16 protein-coding genes are annotated in these 17,465 nt (G+C 69.6%); 7 read left to right on the top strand and 9 right to left on the bottom strand.

Annotation, left to right across the window (positions count from 1 at the left end):
* Positions 1-348: 348 nt before the first annotated feature.
* From H5T77_RS23215 to H5T77_RS23205, 3 genes are read right to left on the bottom strand one after another with little or no spacing between them, the layout of a single operon-like run.
* Complete coding sequence (locus tag H5T77_RS23215) at positions 349-846, bottom strand: hypothetical protein (protein WP_292652978.1); 498 nt, start codon at positions 844-846, stop codon at positions 349-351.
* Positions 847-889: 43 nt separating this feature from the next.
* Positions 890-1,405 carry a SigE family RNA polymerase sigma factor gene (locus H5T77_RS23210; RefSeq protein ID WP_292652977.1) on the bottom strand — a complete coding sequence of 172 codons (516 nt, stop codon included), beginning with the start codon at positions 1,403-1,405 and terminating at the stop codon, positions 890-892.
* On the bottom strand, positions 1,392-2,663 hold the full coding sequence (locus H5T77_RS23205; protein ID WP_292652976.1) for a hypothetical protein: 1,272 nt from the start codon (positions 2,661-2,663) through the stop codon (positions 1,392-1,394). Before H5T77_RS23205 ends, H5T77_RS23210 begins: the two co-directional genes overlap by 14 nt.
* 120 nt (positions 2,664-2,783) lie before the next feature.
* Between H5T77_RS23205 and H5T77_RS23200 the strand changes: the two genes are divergently transcribed.
* The 4 genes from H5T77_RS23200 to H5T77_RS23185 all read left to right on the top strand — a co-directional run bounded on the left by H5T77_RS23200 (position 2,784) and on the right by H5T77_RS23185 (position 8,994).
* Positions 2,784-5,045 (top strand): HAD-IB family hydrolase, encoded by a 2,262-nt coding sequence (locus tag H5T77_RS23200; protein WP_292652975.1) that lies wholly within the window; start codon positions 2,784-2,786, stop codon positions 5,043-5,045.
* A 29-nt stretch (positions 5,046-5,074) separates the two neighbouring features.
* The gene (locus H5T77_RS23195; protein ID WP_292652974.1) at positions 5,075-6,265 is read left to right on the top strand and encodes a zinc-dependent alcohol dehydrogenase; all 1,191 of its coding nucleotides are present in this window, start codon (positions 5,075-5,077) and stop codon (positions 6,263-6,265) included.
* Between the two features lie 25 nt (positions 6,266-6,290).
* Positions 6,291-7,871 carry an NPN-dependent hydroxyacid isomerase, LarAH14/15/16 family gene (larAH, locus tag H5T77_RS23190; RefSeq protein ID WP_292652973.1) on the top strand — a complete coding sequence of 527 codons (1,581 nt, stop codon included), beginning with the start codon at positions 6,291-6,293 and terminating at the stop codon, positions 7,869-7,871.
* Positions 7,872-8,061: 190 nt separating this feature from the next.
* Entirely contained in the window at positions 8,062-8,994 is a 933-nt protein-coding gene (locus H5T77_RS23185) for a lysophospholipid acyltransferase family protein (RefSeq protein WP_292652972.1), read from the top strand.
* 26 nt (positions 8,995-9,020) lie between these two features.
* Here the strand turns inward: H5T77_RS23185 and H5T77_RS23180 are convergent, their stop codons facing one another.
* Together H5T77_RS23180 and H5T77_RS23175 are read right to left on the bottom strand one after the other, a co-directional pair.
* Positions 9,021-10,103: a baeRF2 domain-containing protein gene (locus H5T77_RS23180; RefSeq protein WP_292652971.1), complete on the bottom strand. Its 1,083-nt coding sequence runs from the start codon at positions 10,101-10,103 to the stop codon at positions 9,021-9,023.
* Positions 10,104-10,147: 44 nt separating this feature from the next.
* Positions 10,148-10,582, bottom strand: a complete 435-nt coding sequence (locus tag H5T77_RS23175; RefSeq protein WP_292652970.1) for a hypothetical protein — start codon at positions 10,580-10,582, stop codon at positions 10,148-10,150.
* A 166-nt stretch (positions 10,583-10,748) separates the two neighbouring features.
* Here H5T77_RS23175 and H5T77_RS23170 point away from each other — a divergent pair, with 166 nt between their 5' ends.
* Both H5T77_RS23170 and H5T77_RS23165 read left to right on the top strand, forming a co-directional pair.
* Complete coding sequence (locus H5T77_RS23170; protein ID WP_292652969.1) at positions 10,749-11,096, top strand: hypothetical protein; 348 nt, start codon at positions 10,749-10,751, stop codon at positions 11,094-11,096.
* An 8-nt stretch (positions 11,097-11,104) separates the two neighbouring features.
* On the top strand, positions 11,105-11,977 hold the full coding sequence (locus tag H5T77_RS23165; protein ID WP_292652968.1) for a serine/threonine-protein kinase: 873 nt from the start codon (positions 11,105-11,107) through the stop codon (positions 11,975-11,977).
* Between the two features lie 29 nt (positions 11,978-12,006).
* Here H5T77_RS23165 and H5T77_RS23160 read toward each other — a convergent pair whose 3' ends face one another.
* The 3 genes from H5T77_RS23160 to H5T77_RS23150 are packed head-to-tail and all read right to left on the bottom strand — an operon-like array spanning position 12,007 to position 14,391.
* Positions 12,007-12,672, bottom strand: coding sequence for a response regulator transcription factor (locus H5T77_RS23160; RefSeq protein WP_292652967.1), 666 nt, complete (start codon positions 12,670-12,672; stop codon positions 12,007-12,009).
* Positions 12,657-14,150 (bottom strand): sensor histidine kinase, encoded by a 1,494-nt coding sequence (locus H5T77_RS23155; protein ID WP_292652966.1) that lies wholly within the window; start codon positions 14,148-14,150, stop codon positions 12,657-12,659. The genes H5T77_RS23160 and H5T77_RS23155 overlap by 16 nt, the downstream gene beginning before the upstream one ends.
* Entirely contained in the window at positions 14,125-14,391 is a 267-nt protein-coding gene (locus H5T77_RS23150) for a hypothetical protein (protein WP_292652965.1), read from the bottom strand. The genes H5T77_RS23155 and H5T77_RS23150 overlap by 26 nt, the downstream gene beginning before the upstream one ends.
* A gap of 102 nt (positions 14,392-14,493) precedes the next feature.
* Here H5T77_RS23150 and H5T77_RS23145 point away from each other — a divergent pair, with 102 nt between their 5' ends.
* On the top strand, positions 14,494-16,035 hold the full coding sequence (locus H5T77_RS23145; protein ID WP_292652964.1) for an AMP-binding protein: 1,542 nt from the start codon (positions 14,494-14,496) through the stop codon (positions 16,033-16,035).
* Positions 16,036-16,096: 61 nt separating this feature from the next.
* On the opposite strand, the gene H5T77_RS23140 is transcribed toward H5T77_RS23145, so the two are convergent.
* On the bottom strand, positions 16,097-17,020 hold the full coding sequence (locus H5T77_RS23140; protein ID WP_292652963.1) for an intradiol ring-cleavage dioxygenase: 924 nt from the start codon (positions 17,018-17,020) through the stop codon (positions 16,097-16,099).
* Between the last annotated feature and the right edge of the window lie 445 nt (positions 17,021-17,465).

Below are 17,465 nucleotides of genomic sequence, written 5' to 3'. Positions count from 1 at the left end.
CCCCGCGCCACACCCTCGCCGCCGCCCCGATATAGGCGAAATCTTTCTCGATCAGGTGCCGAGTCAAGGACCGCGAAGCGGCCGGCGAAGCCGGCGGGCCGAAGGCCCGTCCTTGACGCGGTGCCGGATCGAGAAACACTGGAGGAAGGGTCGGCGGCGAACCCTAGAAGCGAAGAAACAGTCGCGTAGCGAGGTTTCCCCGACCAGAACCGTGTTGGTCTCGACACGCCTCCGCCTAGCGGCTCCGGCGGCTCGACCAGCGAGCGAGACCAGCGGCTCGACCAGCGGGAAGCCGGCGGCTCGACCAGCGGGAAAGGTCTCGACAAGCTCAGCCAGCGGGAAGGGGCCCTACGACCCAGCAACCATCTCCACAAGCCGCCCCATAGCCCGAAGCTCAGCATCATCAACACCCTCATCCGGCACGATGACGAGCGACCAGAGCCGACTCCCGACGGCAACGTTGCCGACAACGAGATCGCCGTCATCGTGCGACTCGATGCAGACAAAAGCCCGCTCGCCGATCTCGACAGGCGAAGGAGAAGCGATGCAGTCCTCCCGACTAGCGGAAAGCCCCGCCCCGACAGAGGTGTCGACGAGCGTGGTCACGAAGATGGCGCCCCGGTCGCTGGTGTAGGTGCAGACGTCCTCGTCGGCGGTATGCGACCAGGAACCAGGAATGGCGCTGGATACCTCGGCAGGATCGAAGAGGCAGGGGCCACCAGCCGTGGCGGGCGCGGAGGTCGCCGGGCTCGGCCCGGGGCTGCTGGTGGTGGGCTCCCCGGAGCCGCAGCCCGCGAGAGCGGTCGCGGAGAGGACGGCTGCGATGCTGAGCAGCTTCCTCGACACGTACGCCTCCTCGGGGTTGCGGAAGTCTCGCCAGTTTCGCAGGTCACCCTCGCAGGCTCGCAACCGAGGAGTCGTCGGAGGCGGAGAGGTCGGGGATCAAGGTGCGTAGCCGCGTGAGCGCGTCGCTGGTCTGGGACTTGACGGTGCCGATCGCGATGCCGAGGGTGGCGGCGGTCTCGCGTTCGGTGAGGTCGTCGTAGTAGCGCAGGACGATGACGGCACGCTGCCGGGGCGGCAGCTGCAGCAGCGCATCCCGGACGGTGAGGCTCCAGGTGAGGCTCGCCCCGGGCCCCTCCCGATCGGGCAGATGCTCGACAAGGGTCTCGCGCCAGCGGCGGGTTCGCCATCGGTTGGTTGCTTCTCGGGCGAGCACCTTACGGACGTACGGCTCCGGGTTGTCCTGGATCCTGCCCCACTTCGGCACCACCTTGATGAGCGTGGTCTGGACGAGGTCCTCGGCGTCCTCCGCATGTCCGGTGAGGAGGTACGCGGTACGCAGCAGCGCCGGGCGGCGGGTGATGACGAACGCGTCGAAGAGATGACCGTCAGGCTCTTGCACGGCGCCTCCAGACGATGAGTGCCCACGCGGCGACGGCGATCGTCGCGGCAGCCCCGATTGTCGGGATCCACGGAGACCGGGGGTGCGGCGGGGCCGGCTGGTTCTTCACCGGCGAATCGAGCAGGTTGATCGCGAAGCGGGCGTTGTTGGCGTTCGCGCTGAGTACTTCGGTGGAACCATCGCTGATGTCGACGGAGACCAGGTCGATGTCGGTGCTGTCGCTGTTGCCTCTCAGGGCGGCGACATGGGACTCGTCGAGCCACGAGGTCACGCCGAGGTAGTTGCCCGGGAGCGGATCACCAACGTCGTCGTCGTCGACGTTCTTCACGCTGATCCGGCCCGGTATGCCGTTGCCGAAGATGGCCGCGACGCGTTTCGAGTCCGGAGTGAGGGCGAGGAACTGCGAACCGTTGATCCGTCCGCCAGTCATGGGGATCTGAGCGGGAACGGTCGTCCCGTCAGTCTCCAGGATGACCGACTCCTCGCCAGAGACGATCACTGTGCCGACGCCGGTCGTGCTTGCCGTGTTGAGGGATGAACTGATCGCAGAGGTCTGGCCAGTGCTCAGGTCGAAGATCATGCTTCGGGCATCCGTGGACATGCAGCAGTCCCGCATCTGCCCGAACTCGACGCCGAGGTGGATGGGGTCGAACCAGACCAGGGTGCCACCCCCGATCCCGCGCTCGGTGCGGGGCGTCTGGGTGACCACCTCGCCAGTCACGGTGTCATAGACCGCGTAACCGTTGAGCGTGCCCCCTTCGAGAGCAGGAATCGGGTCGGCGACCTCGCCGGTGGTCCAGTAGGCCACATGTCGGCCATCGGGGGAGAGCAACGCCTCGCCCAGGTAGGCGGTGGCCGCGTCCGGCAGATCGAGGAAGGCGTACGCCCCGGTCTCGGCAGAGACGCCGACCAGGCCTTCGGTGCCGCCCAGCCAACCCAACCGCGACGCGTCGATCGTGGCGACCAGTCTTCCCATCGGTCCCGCCGAGTCGGTGCCAGGAAGGTAGGGGCTCGGTGGGTGGAAGCGAGTCGGGAGGTAGGTGCCGGTCTCGGCATCCGTCGCTGGCAGGTCGACCGCGCGCTGCTGCCAGGTCGCCGTGCCGAGCGCGATCAGCAGCACGCAGGCCACGGCAGCGATGGCGATCGTGCCGAGGCGCTGCGTACGCGCCACGCGGCGGCCACGTCGCCACAGCAGTTCCGGCGCATCGCCGTCGGAAGGCGCCTCACGGGCGAGCTCTTCGAGTAGGTTGGTCAGCACATCGGTCTCCTGATCGGTTGTCCGATGGCTTACACGTAGCGAGCCTCGCCGAAGGTTGGGTGTGCCCGATTTGATCAGAATTCCCGTGCGGTCCTTGCTTGATTGTGCAGAATCACAGGCGTGAACTCTGAAATCGGAGAACGGCTCGCGGGACAGCATGTGCTGCTCACCGGGGTGACCGGGTTCGTCGGCGAAGCGCTGCTGCATCTGCTGCTGACCGAGGTGCCAGACGCACGCCTCAGCGTTCTCGTCCGGCCCAAGGGGTCGGTCTCGGGAGCCGAGCGGATCGCGAAGATGCTGACCAAGCCGATCTTCGAGACCGTCGCGGACGCGGAGGTGAACGTCGTCGAGGGCGACCTCTCCGATCCGCCCGCGCTCCCGGACGATCTGGACGCCGTGGTGCACTCGGCGGGCGATGTCTCCTTCGACCCGCCGGTCGACGAGGGGTTCGTCACCAACGTCGTCGGCGTCCGCGAGCTGCTCAGGCGGATCGAGGAGACCGGACGTGACATCCACTATCTGCACGTCTCCACCGCCTACGTCTCCGGCCGCCGCCGCGGGGCCATCCCGGAGGGCCCGGTCGAGCACTCTGTCGACGTCGAGGCCGAGCTCGCCTGGGGCGTGGCGCAGCGCGCCGCGGTCGAGGACCGCTCCCGCAGCGTCGAGGTGATCTCCAAGCTGCGCAAGCAGGCCGAGCGCGAGCACGGTCGCGCGGGCATGATGACGGTCGCCGCTGCCGCCGAGGAGGCGCGCAAGCAGTGGGTGAAGAAGGAGCTCGTACGCCTCGGCGCCGAGCGGGCGCGCTCGCTCGGCTGGACCGACTGCTACACCTTCACCAAGGCGCTGGGGGAGCGGGTCGTCGAGGGCTATGCCGCCAGCGGTCGGCGCGCGACGATCTACCGTCCGGCCATCATCGAGTCGGCCCTCGCGCGTCCCTACCCGGGCTGGATCGAGGGCTTCAAGATGGCCGAGCCGCTGATCCTGGCCTACGGCCGCGGTGAGCTGCCGCTCTTCCCCGCCGCCGCGGACACGACGGCCGACATCGTGCCGGTCGACCATGTCGTCGCCTCGATCGTGGCGTGCCTGGCCCACCCGCCGGAGCAGGGGGAGCCGGCGTACTTCCATCTCGCCTCCGGCGACCGGAACCCGCTGACCTTCGGGATGCTCTACGAGAGCGTGCGCTCCTACTTCGAGAAGGAGCCGTTCGCAGCGGGGGACCGGGGCGCGGCCAGGCTGCCGGAGTGGACCTTCCAGGGCGGGGCGTCGGTCGAACGGCTGATGACCACCGGGGAGAAGGTGCACAAGATCGCCGACACGCTCCTCGGGCTGGCGCCGCGCAGCGACCGGGCCCGAGGGTGGGCGCGCGACCTGGACCGGCAGGGGCGGCGGCTGCAGTTCCTCCGGCGCTACCTGGACCTCTACAAGGAGTACGCCCAGGCCGACCTGCGTTTCGTCGACACCAACACGCTCTCCCTCTATCGGTCGCTGTCGCCGGCCGACCAGGAGACGTTCGCCTTCGACACCGCGGTCATCGACTGGCACGCCTATCTCCACGACATCCACGTGCCCTCGGTCACCAAGCCGGTCCGTGAGCTCGACGAGCTGCGCAAGCTGCGGAAGCGGCCGGTCGCCGGCACGCTGCCCAAGCTCTCGAAGCCCTCGACCCCCGAGGAGGGCCGCGTCGCCGCCTTCTTCGACCTCGACGGCACGCTGATGTCCTCCAACGTGATCGAGACCTACCTGTGGCTCCGGCTCGGTGAGCTCTCGGGCACGGCCAAGGCGGCGGAGATCGCGCGCGTGGCCGGCAAGGTGCCCAAGTACGTGTGGACGGACCGGTCCGAGCGGAGCGCGCTGCTGCGTACGGTCTACCGGGAGTACGCCGGCGCGCGCCTCTCCGACCTGGACGAGATCGTCGACGAGCACCTGACCACGCACATCCTCGGGCGGCTGGCGCCGGACGCGGTCCGGCGGATCCGGAAGCATCGCGCCGCGGGGCACGTGACGGTGCTGGTCACCGGTGCGATCCGGCCGCTGACCAGGCCGCTGCTGCCGCTGTTCGACCACATCGAGGCGGCCGACCTGGCCGTCGACGACCGAGGCTTCTGCAACGGTCACCTGGCCGCCTCGCCGCTGGTCGGTGAGTCCCGCGGTGCGTTCGTCCGCGAGTGGTCCCGTCGCGAGGGCATCTCGACCGCCGACTCCTTCGCCTACGCCGACTCCCACTCTGACCTCCCGCTGCTCGCGGCGGTCGGGCATCCGGTCGCGGTCCGGCCCGACGTACCGCTCTTCCGGCACGCCAAGAAGTCACACTGGGCGATCGTCGACTGGGAGTCCCCGGGGCATGCGAGCCGGACGCTCGACCCGGCCGGGCTGAACCGTTGAGATCGACGAGACCGAAGAGGAGGGTCTGAATGCTCGCGCTCGAGATGTACCGCAGTGTCGCCAAGACGGCGCTGGGCAAGGTCGCCGGCGGACGGATGCCGCTGCTGCTGACCGGCGCGGCGGCGCCGCTGCGGATGGTCACGCTCGAAGCACCGCGGGTCGAGCACGAGGGATGGGCCCGACTGCGGGTCTCGCTCTCCGGCATCTGCGGGTCCGACCTGGGGATGCTGTCGGGGCGGACGAGCCTCTACTTCCAGCCGCTGGTGAGCCTGCCGTTCGTGCCCGGCCACGAGATCGTGGGCGAGCTGATCGACCCCTGTGGCGACCTGGAGGCGGGGACGCGGGTCGTGATCGACCCGGTCCTGACCTGCGCGGCGCGAGGGCTGGAGGCGTGCGAGGCGTGTGCGCGAGGCGAGACCAACCGGTGCTCCCGGATCACCGTCGGCGACATCTCCTCCGGGCTGCAGACCGGCTTCTGCCACGACACCGGTGGCGGCTGGTCGCAGCAGCTCTCGGTGCACCGCTCCCAGCTTCACGTCGTGCCGGAGGGCTACTCCGACGAGCAGGCGCTGCTCGCCGAGCCGGTCGCCTGTGCGGTCCACACGGCGCGACGAGCCGCGGTCAAGCCGGGCGACCGGGTGCTCGTCTCGGGCGCCGGTGCGGTCGGCTTGCTGGCCACGCTCGCGCTGCGTGAGCTCACCGACGCCGGCGAGATCGTGGTCGTCGCCAAGCACGCCCACCAGCGGGAGCTGGCGCTGCAGTTCGGCGCGACCGAGGTGGTCGCGCCCTCGGAGACACTGCGCAGGATCCGGCGCGCGACCAGCGCCTTCATGATCGAACCGGAGATGATGGCGGCGCCCTACCTGCTCGGCGGCGTGGACGTGACCGTCGACGCGGTCGGCTCGAAGGAGTCGCTGCAGACCTGTCTGCACGCCACCCGCGCCGGTGGCCGCGTGGTGCTCTCCGGGATGCCCGCGTCGGCCGACCTGTCCGCAGCGTGGTTCCGGGAGCTCGAGGTGGTCGGGACGTACGCCTCCTCTCGCGGGGCCGGCGACTTCGCGACTGCGCTCGACCTGGTCGGCCACGACGCCATGTGCCGTCTGGCCAAGACCGTCGCGCCCTACCCGCTCCACCGCTGGCGCGAGGCTCTCGACCATGCTCACTCAGCCGGTCGGCTCGGCACCGTCAAGGTGGCGTTCGACCCCCGCCAGACCAAATGATCCGTCGTCCAAAGGAGACTCATCGATGACTCGGCCAGGTTTTGTGCTGGAGGTCGACGACCGTACGCCGCCCCTGCTCGTCCACGAGGGACTCGGGTTCCGGCTCGAGGAGTTCCCGCAGGGCACCCGGGTGATCTACCCGCCCGAGTCGTTGCCGACGGTGCCGGACGTGGAGGGGGCGATCCGGGAGTCGCTGGAGAACCCGGTCGACTCCGAGCCGCTGCGCGAGCTGATGTTCCCCGGGATGCGGCTCACGATCGCCTTCGACGATCTCTCCCTGCCGCTGCCGTCCATGAAGGCCCCCGACATCCGGGGCCGGATCATCGAGCAGGTGCTCACGATCGCCGCGGAGAAGGGTGTCGACGACGTCGAGATCGTCGCGGCCCTCGCCCTGCACCGCCGGATGACCGACGCCGAGATGAGGCACATCGTCGGCGAGCGCGTCTTCCGCAGCTTCGCGCCGTCGGGGAAGCTCTACAACCACGACGCCGAGGACCGCGCCAACCTCGAGCACATGGGGCAGACCGAGAAGGGCGAGGACGTCGAGATCAACAAGCGGGCGGCCACCTCCGACCTGCTGGTCTACGTCAACGTCAACCTGGTCGCCATGGACGGCGGCCACAAGTCGGTCGGCATCGGGCTGGCGTCCTACAAGTCGATCAAGCACCACCACAACGCCAAGACGATGGTGCACTCGCGCTCGTTCATGGACCACAAGCACTCCGAGATGCACTCCTCCGCATGGCGGATGGGCCGGCTGATCGGCGAGCACGTCAAGGTCTTCCAGATCGAGACGACGCTCGACAACGAGGTCTTCGGGAAGCCGTACGACACGCTGCTCAAGCGCGAGTGGGAGTGGTCGTTGCGCGACCAGGCCACGGTGCTCGGCCTGCGCCGCGGGCTGGCGGTCGCACCGCAGAAGATGCGTCACAAGATGTTCCACGACCTGCGGTCCAACTACGGGCTGACCGGGATCACCGCCGGAGCCGTCGAGCCGGTGCACGAGCTGACCGTGCAGCGCGTCCACCAGCAGCAGCGGGTCAAGGTCGAGGGGCAGTCCGACGTGATGGTGATGGGGGTGCCGTTCCTGGGTCCCTACAACGTCAACTCGACCATGAACCCGATCCTGGCCGCGTGCATGGGGCTGGGCTACTACTTCAACTCCTACCTGCGGCAGCCGGTCGTACGTGAGGGCGGCGTCGCGATCCTCTACCACCCGCTCGACGAAGGCTTCAACACCCTCACCCACCCCTCCTACGTGGACTTCTACGAGGAGGTGCTGGCCGACACGACCGACCCGGCGCTGATCGGGCCGAAGTTCGAGGAGCAGTTCGCCACCGACCCCTGGTACGTCCACCTCTATCGCACCTCGAACGCCTACCACGGGGTCCACCCGTTCTACATGTGGTACTGGATCGCCCACGCCCTCGACCACCTCGGCGACGTGATCTGGGTCGGCGGGAACCCGAGGGCGGCCGCGCGGATGGGCTTCCGCTCGGCCTCGACGCTGCGGGACGCGCTGGAGATGGCGTCCTCCACGGTCGGGCCGTCGCCGTCGATCACCTACCTGCGCAACCCTCCGCACCTCCTGGCGGACGTCCGATGAGCGCCATCGTCGGTCGAGCCGCGAGTGCCGTCGTCGGTCGAGCCGCGAGCGCCAGCGAGCGTGTCGAGACCAACACAGTCGGATCGAGCGCGGACGGGACCGTGTTGGTCTCGACACGGATTCGTTCGTCCCTCACGAATCCGGCTCGACCAGCGTGGGCGGCTCAACCAGCGGGGTCGGGGAGGTCCGCATGAGCAGCTTCTGGAAGGACACGGCCCGCGACGTACGCCTCATGAAACGGGGCTGGCGGTGGGGTCACCGGGCGCAGGTGCCGCGCTCGGCGGAGCCGTTCGTGCCACCGGCGACGACGACGGTGTTCGACAACGAGTGGTCACGCCGGCCGGCTGCGAGAGCGGTCCGCGAGGTGGCGCAGACGGGGCTCGAGGCGGTCTTCCGGTCGCAGGTGAAGACCCAGGTGGAGGGGCTCGACGTGCTCGAGCGGCTCGACGGGCCGGTGATCTTCGTGGCCAACCACGCCTCCCACCTCGACACCCCGCTGATCCTGCTGAGCCTCCCGGACGAGTGGCGGCGGCGTACGGCGGTGGCGGCCGCGGCGGACTACTTCTTCGACACCTGGTGGCGGGCGGTGGGCTCCTCGCTGGTCTTCAACACGCTCCCGATCGACCGCCGCGGCGGCGCGCTGGCGACCCAGCCGGGCGAGGTGCTCGCCGAGGGCTGGTCGCTGGTCGTCTTCCCCGAGGGCACCCGCTCCAAGGACGGCACCGTGGGTCGGTTCCGGTCGGGCGCGGCCTATCTGGCCACCGAGTACGGCGTCCCGGTCGTGCCGATCGCCCACCGGGGCACCTACGCGGCGATGCCGCGCGGGATGAACTGGCCCGGCAAGGACAGGTCCGGCGGCCGTCGCCAGCTGACCGTACGCTTCGGAGAACCGCTCCACCCGGCCGCGGGTGAGTCGGTGCGCGAGTTCGCGCCCCGGATCCGGTCGGCGGTCTCGCGGTTGCTCGACGAGGACGCCACCGACTGGTACGCCTCGATGCGCCGCGCCGCCGAGGACCGCACCCCCGACCCGGCAGGTGAGGAGATCGCCGAGTGGCGCAAGGTCTGGGCGGCGACCGAGTCTCCCGATCCCGAGCCGGACAAGATCAGAGCCTGGCGCCGCTGAGCGCGAGCCGCTGAGCGGGAGCCGGCTCAGGCCCAGCGCAGCAGCGCGGCCACCGGTGCGTCGCCGAGCACGCTGGCGGGGAGGACGCAGATCTCCGCGTCGGTGAGGACGGCGGCGGCGATGAGCGCCTCGCCGGCCTCGACCGGACCGGAGACCGGAGCCTCGCCGAAGGTGAGGCCCGGATGGTCCGCCGGGTCGAGTGTGCGCCCGGCCAGTGCGTCGGGGTCGATCAGCAGGGTCTCGACGCGGCCGGTGACGAAGGCGTCGGCGACGTCGCGTACGCCGGTGGCCGCGCGGTCGCCCCTGCCCCAGGCCTCCTCGAGGCGCCGGACGAGCGCGGTGCGGCGGCGTACGACACGGTCCATGAGCGCGCTGCGGATCGCGTCGTGAAGGGCCTCTTCGCCGCCGTCGGCGGCACGCTGCCCGCTCTCCAGCTCGACCACCTCGATGGGCTGGTCGGCGAGGACGTCCTTCAGCCTGCTCAACGAGGTCGGGTCGCCGCCGACGAGTACGAGATCGTGGCCGTGCTCGCGGACCAGCCCGACCACCTCGTCAGCCACCTTGTCGGCGTTGTGGCGCCAGACGTTGTCGGTGGTCTGCTGCATGCGGTAGGCCGCCCACCCGACGTCGTCCTGCACCTTCTGAATGTGCTCGAGCTCGTCACCCTCGACGGTGGTCGTGCTTGTCGGCCGAGGCATTCCCGAGTCCCAGAGCGAGATCTCGCCGCCCGCGTGGTCGACCAGGACCAGCACGAACGACACCGACGAGTCGCGGGCGGCGATCCAGGAGCCGAGGTCGGGCAGCGCGTCCCAGGTCGCGACGTGGTTCGGCACCTCGGCGACGGCGACCTCGTCGTAGGCGATCCCCTCAGGTGTCGCGACGACGACGCGGGCAGCGGGCGCAGGGAGGCGTACGTTCGCCTCCAGCCGCTCAGAGACCTCGGCCACGACGTCGGGTGGTGCGCCCTGCGCGGAGAGCTCCTCGCAGGCGGCGCGCACGCGCAGCTCCTTGGCATGGGCCGCGTTCTCCGAGTCCTGGCTGACGTCGGCCAGGACAGTCGCGTAAGGCCCGGGGCGGGTCAACAGGTTGGTGAATCCAGCGGTGTCCATATCTGTGTGGTACCCACCGTTGGCAGATGTCAGACGGGCCGATCTCAGCCGCCTGCGCAGGTCACCTCGGTCACCCGCCACTCCTCGTCCTTGCCCTTCCCGGAGCGGGTGACGACGAGGGTGAACACGGACTGACCACCGTCGGGGGTCAGCTGCACCACGGCCCCCGACTCGGTGAGATCGGTCGAGGTGATGCGTACCTTCTCCAGGTGGCTGCGCGCGTCAGCCGTCTTCTCGGTGGGCGGGGTCTGGACCGAGGGACAGGCTTGTGCCCACTGCGTCACCAGCTCCGGCTTCGCAGCAACCGTGGTCCAGCTCGTGGTGCGGGCGAACCGGCTGGCGGCAGTCTCGGCCTGCTCGGTGGCGTGCTCGCGGAAACGTGAGCGCGAGTAGCCGTAGCCGGCGACCGAGATCAGCACCCCGACCAGCAGCAGGATGCCGACCTTGAGCGCGATCTCGCGCCTCTCGCTGCTTTTCACGGGACGTTCCTACCACCGCCGGCCTCAGGACCCGAACCGGCTCGCGGATGAGAGAGCTCTCATGGTCGTCTCACGATCACCTCACCGCGGGTCGAGATGGTTCTTGCATGGCGCCGGGAACACCCGGGGCAGAACCTGAAAGGGACGAATGATGAAGAAGCTTCCGATGATCCTTGGAACCGGCCTGGTCGGCGTGGTCGCGGCTGGTGTGTTCAGCTACCAGAGCGCTGCCGCTGCCGATGACGACGGCTTTGCCAAGCGTGAGGAGAAGTCCAACTCCCAGGTGACCACCGTCGACGATGACGACGACAACGACGCCGACGACGTCACCCGCGACGGTGCCGACGACGACGCGACCAACGGGACCGGCGTGACCAAGGCGACCAAGGACGCCACTCGCGACAACACCCGCGACGACCAGACCAAGGACAACACCAAGGACGACGACACCAAGAACGACGTCACCAAGGACGACAAGACGAACGACAAGACCAACGACAAGACCAAGGACTGAGTCCGACGATGACCGACACCTGGGATCTGGCCCAGGGTGACGCGATCACCCCCGAGCTGACCGCCATGCGGCTGCTCGGGGGCGGCTCGTCGTACGAGGCCTTCCTCGCCTTCGACGAGGTCACCTACGGGCCGGTCGTGGCCAAGGTGCTGCGACCGAACCTGGTCGACAGCGAGAAGAGCCGCAACGCGCTCCGGCGCGAGACCGACGCCCTGACGCAGCTGAAGCACCCGGTCCTCGTCCGCGGCCTGCGCGAGGACCTCGACGCCGAGCGCCCGTACGTGGTGATGGAGCATGTCGAGGGCCCCCGGCTCTCGACGCTCATCCGCCGCCACGGTCGCCTCCCGGAGCAGCAGTACCTGCCGCTCGCGCTCGACCTCGCCTCGGCGCTGCACTACCTGCGCCGCTCCGGCTGGGTGCACCTCGACGTCAAGCCGAGCAACCTGATCATGGGCTCGCCGGCCCGGCTGATCGACCTCTCCGTGGCCCGGCCGGCGGCCGCGGCGGCCGCGCTGCGCCACGAGATCGGCACGGACGCCTACATGGCGCCGGAGCAGTGCCTGCCCGGTGAGCGCGGCGAGGTCGGCCCAGCCAGCGACGTCTGGGCCCTGGGCGCGACGCTCTTCCACGCCGTCGCCGGCGACCGGCCGTTCCCCCATGGCGACCCATCGGCCACCGAACGCACCGAGCGCTACCCGCAGCTCGTCTCCCGGCCCGGCGCCCTCCCCAGACGTACGCCGCCCGAGGTCGTCAAGGTCATCGAGGCGTGCCTAGCCCCGGCCGCCGGCGACCGGCCCGCGCCGGCCGAGATCGCCGAGACGGTCTCACCCGCGCTGGAGCGCCTTCCGCGAGCCTCGCTGGGCGGCCTGCGACTCGGCTGATCCTCTGGACTGATTCCCCCGGGTCCGGGTCAGGGCTGGAAGCGGTAGCCCATGCCGCGTACGGTCTCGACCCGGGCCGAGCCCAGCTTCTTGCGCAGGTAGCCGACGTAGACGTCGACGACGTTGGAGCCCGGGTCGAAGTCCATGCCCCAGGCCAGGTCGAGCAGCTGCGCGCGGGAGAGGACCTGCCCTGGATGGCGCAGCAGCACCTCGGCCAACGCGAACTCGCGCGCCGAGAGGTCGCTCTCGCGCCCGTCGACCCGCAGTCGCCGTGTACGCAGGTCCAGCCCGACCGAGCCGGAGCGGAGCTCGCCCACCTCGGCGTCGGTGCGGTCCTGCTGCCGCAGGCGTACGTGGATCCGGGCCCGCAGCTCGGCGAAGCGGAAGGGCTTGGCCAGGTAGTCGTCGGCCCCGCCCTCGAGCGCGGAGACGGTGTCGTGCACCGAGTCGCGGGCGGTGAGGACCACCACCGGCATCCTTGACCCCTGGGCGCGGAGCTGGTCGAGCACCTCGAAGCCGTCGATGGTCGGGAGCCCGATGTCGAGCACCATCAGGTCGAAGGCGCCGCTGAGCGCCTCCTCGAGTCCCGCCAGCCCGTCGGCGACGGTGCTGACCTGGTGGCCGTCCGCGCTCAGGCCCTTGGCGAGGAAGGCCGCGATGCGGTCCTCGTCCTCGACGATCAGGATGCGGGCCATGCCTCTCCTTCGGTGCGTGCGGGCAGGGTGATCGTGAAGCGGGCGCCGGACGGCGTCGCGTCCTCCACACCCACGGTGCCGCCGTGGGCGCCGGCGATGGCGGAGACGATGGCCAGACCGAGACCGAGGCCCGGACGGTCGCCCGAGCCGGGCTGGGCGTTGGGCTCGGCGCCACGCGCGAACCGCTCGAAGATCCGTTCCCGGTCCTCGGCCGGCACACCAGGGCCGGTGTCGCGCACCCACAGCCGCAGGGTGTCATCCACGGTCTCCGAGCCGACCGCGATCTGGTCGCCGGGCGAGGTGTGGCCGACGGCGTTGTCGCACAGCTGCAGCATCGCCTGGGTGACCCGCTGCGGGTCCAGACGCCAGGTGCCGGGAGTGGCCGCGTCCAGGTGCCAGTCGCGGTCGGCGAGCGCGCTGGCCTTGGCCAGGATGTCCTCGGTGAGGGTGTCGACGTCGACCTCCTCCAGGGTGAGGAAGTCCGGCCGGTCGTGCTTGGCCAGCAGGATCAGGTCGCCGACCAGACGGCTCATCCGGTCGACCTCGTCGAGCGCCAGCCGCCTGGTCTGCTCGACCTCGGTCGGGTCGGACTCGTCGAGGAGCTCGAGGTGGCCACCGATGATCGTCAGCGGCGTACGCAGCTCGTGGCCGGCGTCGTCGAGGAACTGGCGCTGGTCGGTGAAAGCCTGCTCCAGACGGGCCAGCATGTCGTTGAAGTTCCTGGTCAGAGCCGAGATGTCATCGTTCCCCGACTCGGGGAGACGCGCGGAGAGGTCGGTGGCGCTGACCGAGCCGGTCGCATGCCTCAGCCTGGTCAGCGGGGCCAGCAGCCGCCCGGACTGCCAGGCCGCGACGAGAGTGACGAGCAGGGCCAGCAGGCCGGCCACGATCGTGTAGGTCCCCATGGTGCTGCGCAGCTCGGCACGGTCCTCGTCGAGGTAGGAGACGACCAGGAGCGCGCCTTCGGTCGTGCCCGTGGCGCCGTCCTGGCGCACCGGCTGGCTGGTGATGCGTACCTCGCCCTTGGAGGTGTCGAGGTAGGTCGTGCCGCCGTTGAGGACCAGGTCGTCGACGGCGTTGCGGAACCGTGGCGAGGTGACCAGAGGATCCTCGGGGAAATGGGCGCGCGGACGGCCGTCGACCCAGGCGACCAGGAGCTCGTCGTCGTCGGGCACGTTGCGGCGTAGGAACGTCAGCAGCAGGCCCTCCACGTTGAACGGGGCGCCGGTCTCGGGGTCGACGCCCTCCTGACGAAGCTTGGCGAACTCGTCGAGCTCCTGCTCGACCTCGCGCTGCATCGCCGCCTCGACACGGCCGAGCTCGACGACGTAGACGATGAGTCCCGCGCCGGCGAGGGCGAGCGTCACCAGGAGGGCGACCGAGGCGGTGATCCGGGCGCGGACCGACAACCCCCGGCGCGGCGGGGGTGTGCCGGCCTCGGGTGGCTCCGGCTCAGTCGTCATCGCGGTCGTCGTCATCGTCGTCATCATCATCGTCCACCGGGCTGGGGGAGACGACGGGGACGCGCGTTGACGGGCTCGGCGACCTGGTGCTCGGCGTACCGGTGCTGGGGGAGGTCGTGTCCGAGGGGAGCACGACGGGCTCGCGGGGTGGCGGGTCGTTCTCCGAGGCACCGGCGAACGACCCGGCGAGGTAGACGCCGACGACCATGAGTACGGCGACGGCGACGGTGAGCAGGAGCTTGAGGGTGCGGGACATGACGCTTCGATACTGCCTGACCACGGGTCAGTTGCGGGGGTCCATGAGAGAGCTCTCATGGATACAGTGATGCGGGTCACGACATGCAACTGGAGGTAGCCCGTGTTCGTTCCGTTCAGCGTCAACGACTTCATCGACCGTGCCGCATCCGTCTACGGCGAGCGGGTGGGGATCGTCGACGAGCCCGACCAGCCGGCTGCCTCCCTCGGGGAGGTGACGTACGCCGAGATGAAGACGCTCGCGAAGCGGATGGCGGCGAAGCTGGACGAGCTCGGCATCGGGGTGGGGGAGCGCGTCGCGATCGTGTCCCACAACTCCGCGCGGCTGTTGACCGCCTTCTACGGGGTCTCCGGCTACGGCCGGATCCTGGTGCCGGTCAACTTCCGGCTGCGGCCCGACGAGGTCGCCTACATCGTGGCGCAGTCGGGTGCCTCGGTGCTCTGGGTCGACCCCGAGATCGACGAGGCGCTGAAGGACGTGACCGCCAAGCATCGCTTCGTGCTCGGCGACGACGCCGCCCTCTATGCCGACGAGGGCGTCGAGCCGGTGCCGTGGGAGCCCGACGAGAACGCGACCGCGGCGATCAACTACACCTCCGGCACCACCGCCCGGCCCAAGGGCGTGCAGATCACCCATCGCAACATCTGGACCAACGCGCTCACCTTCGCGCTGCACGCCGGCTGCAGCGACCGCGACGTCTACCTGCACACGCTGCCGATGTTCCACGCCAACGGGTGGGGGATGCCGTTCGCGGCGACCGGTCTCGGCATCAAGCACGTGGTTCTGCGCAAGGTGGACGGGATGGAGATCCTGCGCCGCGTACGTGACCACGGGGTCACCTACATGTGCGCCGCCCCAGCGGTGGCGGCCGCGGTGCTCGACGCGCTTCCGCAGTGGCAGGTCACCGAGGGCGAGATCCCCGGACGCGACCGGGTCCGGATCATCATGGCGGGTGCTCCGCCGCCGACGAAGACCGTCGTCCGGGTCCAGGAGGAGCTCGGCTGGGAGTTCATCCAGATCTACGGCCTCACCGAGACCTCGCCGCTGCTGACCATCAACCGCACCCGCGCCGAGTGGGACGACCTCGACCCGATGGAGCGCGCCACGAAGCTGACCCGTGCCGGCGCGCCCGCGATCGGCGTGAGCCTCGACATCTCGCCTTCCAACGAGGTGCTGGCTCGGTCCAACGTGGTCCTCGAGGGCTACTGGGAGAAGCCCGAGGAGAGCGAGAAGGCGCTGGCCGACGGCTGGTTCCACACCGGCGACGGCGGCAGCATCGGCGACGACGGCTACCTCACCATCTCCGACCGCATCAAGGACGTCATCATCACCGGCGGTGAGAACGTCTCGAGCGCGGAGGTGGAAGACGTCCTCTTCCTTCATCCCTCGGTCGCCGAGGTCGCCGTCATCGGCATCCCGAGCGAGAAGTGGGGCGAGACCATCCTGGCTCTCGTCGTCCTCGCCGAGGGTGCCACAGCGACCCAGGAGGAGCTGATCGCCTGGTGCAAGGAGCGGGCCGCCGGCTACAAGGCGCCGACCGTCGTCGAGTTCCGCGACTCCCTGGCCCGCACCGCCACCGGGAAGCTCCAGAAGTTCAAGCTTCGCGAGCCCTACTGGGGCGACCGCGAGCGCAAGGTCAACTGATTCGCCGACTCGGCGCATCTGCCCCAGAACTTCGCGTCGAGTCGGCGGGTTTGGTGGGACATCAGCGCCGATTCGGCGGGGCGCCGCCACCCGGCGCTGCACCCATGGAGACCTCGGTGGTGGTGTCGACGGCGACCGAGAGTGAGCCCTTGTAGCCGGTGCTGGGGCTGCCGGCGAACGTGCCCATCTCGAGGTCGTAGCCGTCGCTGAAGACGTTGTCGGTGTCGAGGCTGACCTTGGTCAGGTTCTCGGCCGAGCCCTCGTACGCGTCGTCCTGGTAGACCGTGGTGAGCATCTCCTCCGGGAAGGCGACCTGAGAGGTCGCGATCGCGTTCTCGCCGGTCGTGGCCGAGTCGGCGTCGGAGTAGACCTCGAAGTGCATGTGGGTCCAGCGGCCGTCGTAGCAGCCGGGGACGATGGTCTTGAAGGTCACCTGCCCCTTGGCATCGGCGACCTGGACACCACGGAGGTACGTCTCGTCCTCGACGCCTTCGGAGTACATCGAATAGCGGCCCAGCGCGTCGCACTGCCACAGGTAGACGGCGACACCTTCGAAGGGCACGTCGCCGTTGGCCATGTCGGTCACCGTGAAGGTGAAGGTGAGCGGCACACCGTCGACCGTGGTGCCGCCGTCGAGACTGGTCGTGATGTCGCTGCGTACGATCCCGGAGTCGGTCAGCACGTTGGTGCCGTTGGTCCCATCGGCCGGGTAGGGACCGTTGGTCTCCTGCGGGATCTCGCCATCGGTGGTGGCCGCGGAGCCGCTGGAGGAGCCGGACGAGCTCGATGAGGCGGACCCGCACGCGGCCAAGGCAGCCGCCCCGACCCCGACGCCGACCAGCCCGAGGATCCGGCGGCGCGTCAGCAGCGTCGTGACGTCGAAGCCGGCCCCCTGGTCGACCACCTCCTCCGCCGGGCGGGGAAGCAGACGTCCTTCGTAGGCGGGGCCTTCAACGGTCTTCTCGGGTTCGGGTACGCGGCTCATCTTGTCTCTCCTGGGTCGGTCCTGATGCCTTGATCCGACTTTGGCGAGTCAACCCGTCTGCACCTTCGGCATCAACTGTGAAATCGCTTTGAAGCGTCCTAGGCCACGCTTCGCCGTCCCGGTGGTCGAGCCTGCCGAGACCACGCCCGCCTCAGAGCCGAGAGAACCCGTCACCTCCGGTGGTCGAGCTTGTCGAGACCTCCCATGTGTCACGGTCAACTCTGAGAGGCCTGTGTCGTCCGTGGTCGGGCTTGTTTCGGTCGCCTATGTGCTGGGGTCGACTGAGCGACTTGGGTGCCTGACCGGGGGCCGTAGGGCGGGTGGGGCCAATTGCCGGCTTGGGTTGGGAGATTTAAAAGCCAGGGTGTCCGGGCTGGGTGCCATTTGCCTGTCTTGCGGGCTTCCAGCCTTGTCCGGGGGCTGCGTCGGGATACCTGTCCCTGAA

Source organism: Nocardioides sp., from assembly GCF_014360585.1.
GTDB lineage: Bacteria > Actinomycetota > Actinomycetes > Propionibacteriales > Nocardioidaceae > Nocardioides.
This window is presented reverse-complemented; position numbering and strand designations above follow the sequence as displayed.

Coding starts and splice junctions, on each gene's coding strand:
- H5T77_RS23195 (WP_292652974.1), top strand. CDS start 5,075: ATGCTCGCGCTCGAGATGTACCGCAGTGTCGCCAAGACGGCGCTGGGC.
- larAH (WP_292652973.1), top strand. CDS start 6,291: ATGACTCGGCCAGGTTTTGTGCTGGAGGTCGACGACCGTACGCCGCCC.
- H5T77_RS23185 (WP_292652972.1), top strand. CDS start 8,062: ATGAGCAGCTTCTGGAAGGACACGGCCCGCGACGTACGCCTCATGAAA.
- H5T77_RS23180 (WP_292652971.1), bottom strand. CDS start 10,103: ATGGACACCGCTGGATTCACCAACCTGTTGACCCGCCCCGGGCCTTAC.
- H5T77_RS23170 (WP_292652969.1), top strand. CDS start 10,749: ATGATCCTTGGAACCGGCCTGGTCGGCGTGGTCGCGGCTGGTGTGTTC.
- H5T77_RS23165 (WP_292652968.1), top strand. CDS start 11,105: ATGACCGACACCTGGGATCTGGCCCAGGGTGACGCGATCACCCCCGAG.
- H5T77_RS23160 (WP_292652967.1), bottom strand. CDS start 12,672: ATGGCCCGCATCCTGATCGTCGAGGACGAGGACCGCATCGCGGCCTTC.
- H5T77_RS23155 (WP_292652966.1), bottom strand. CDS start 14,150: ATGACGACGACCGCGATGACGACTGAGCCGGAGCCACCCGAGGCCGGC.
- H5T77_RS23150 (WP_292652965.1), bottom strand. CDS start 14,391: ATGTCCCGCACCCTCAAGCTCCTGCTCACCGTCGCCGTCGCCGTACTC.
- H5T77_RS23140 (WP_292652963.1), bottom strand. CDS start 17,020: ATGAGCCGCGTACCCGAACCCGAGAAGACCGTTGAAGGCCCCGCCTAC.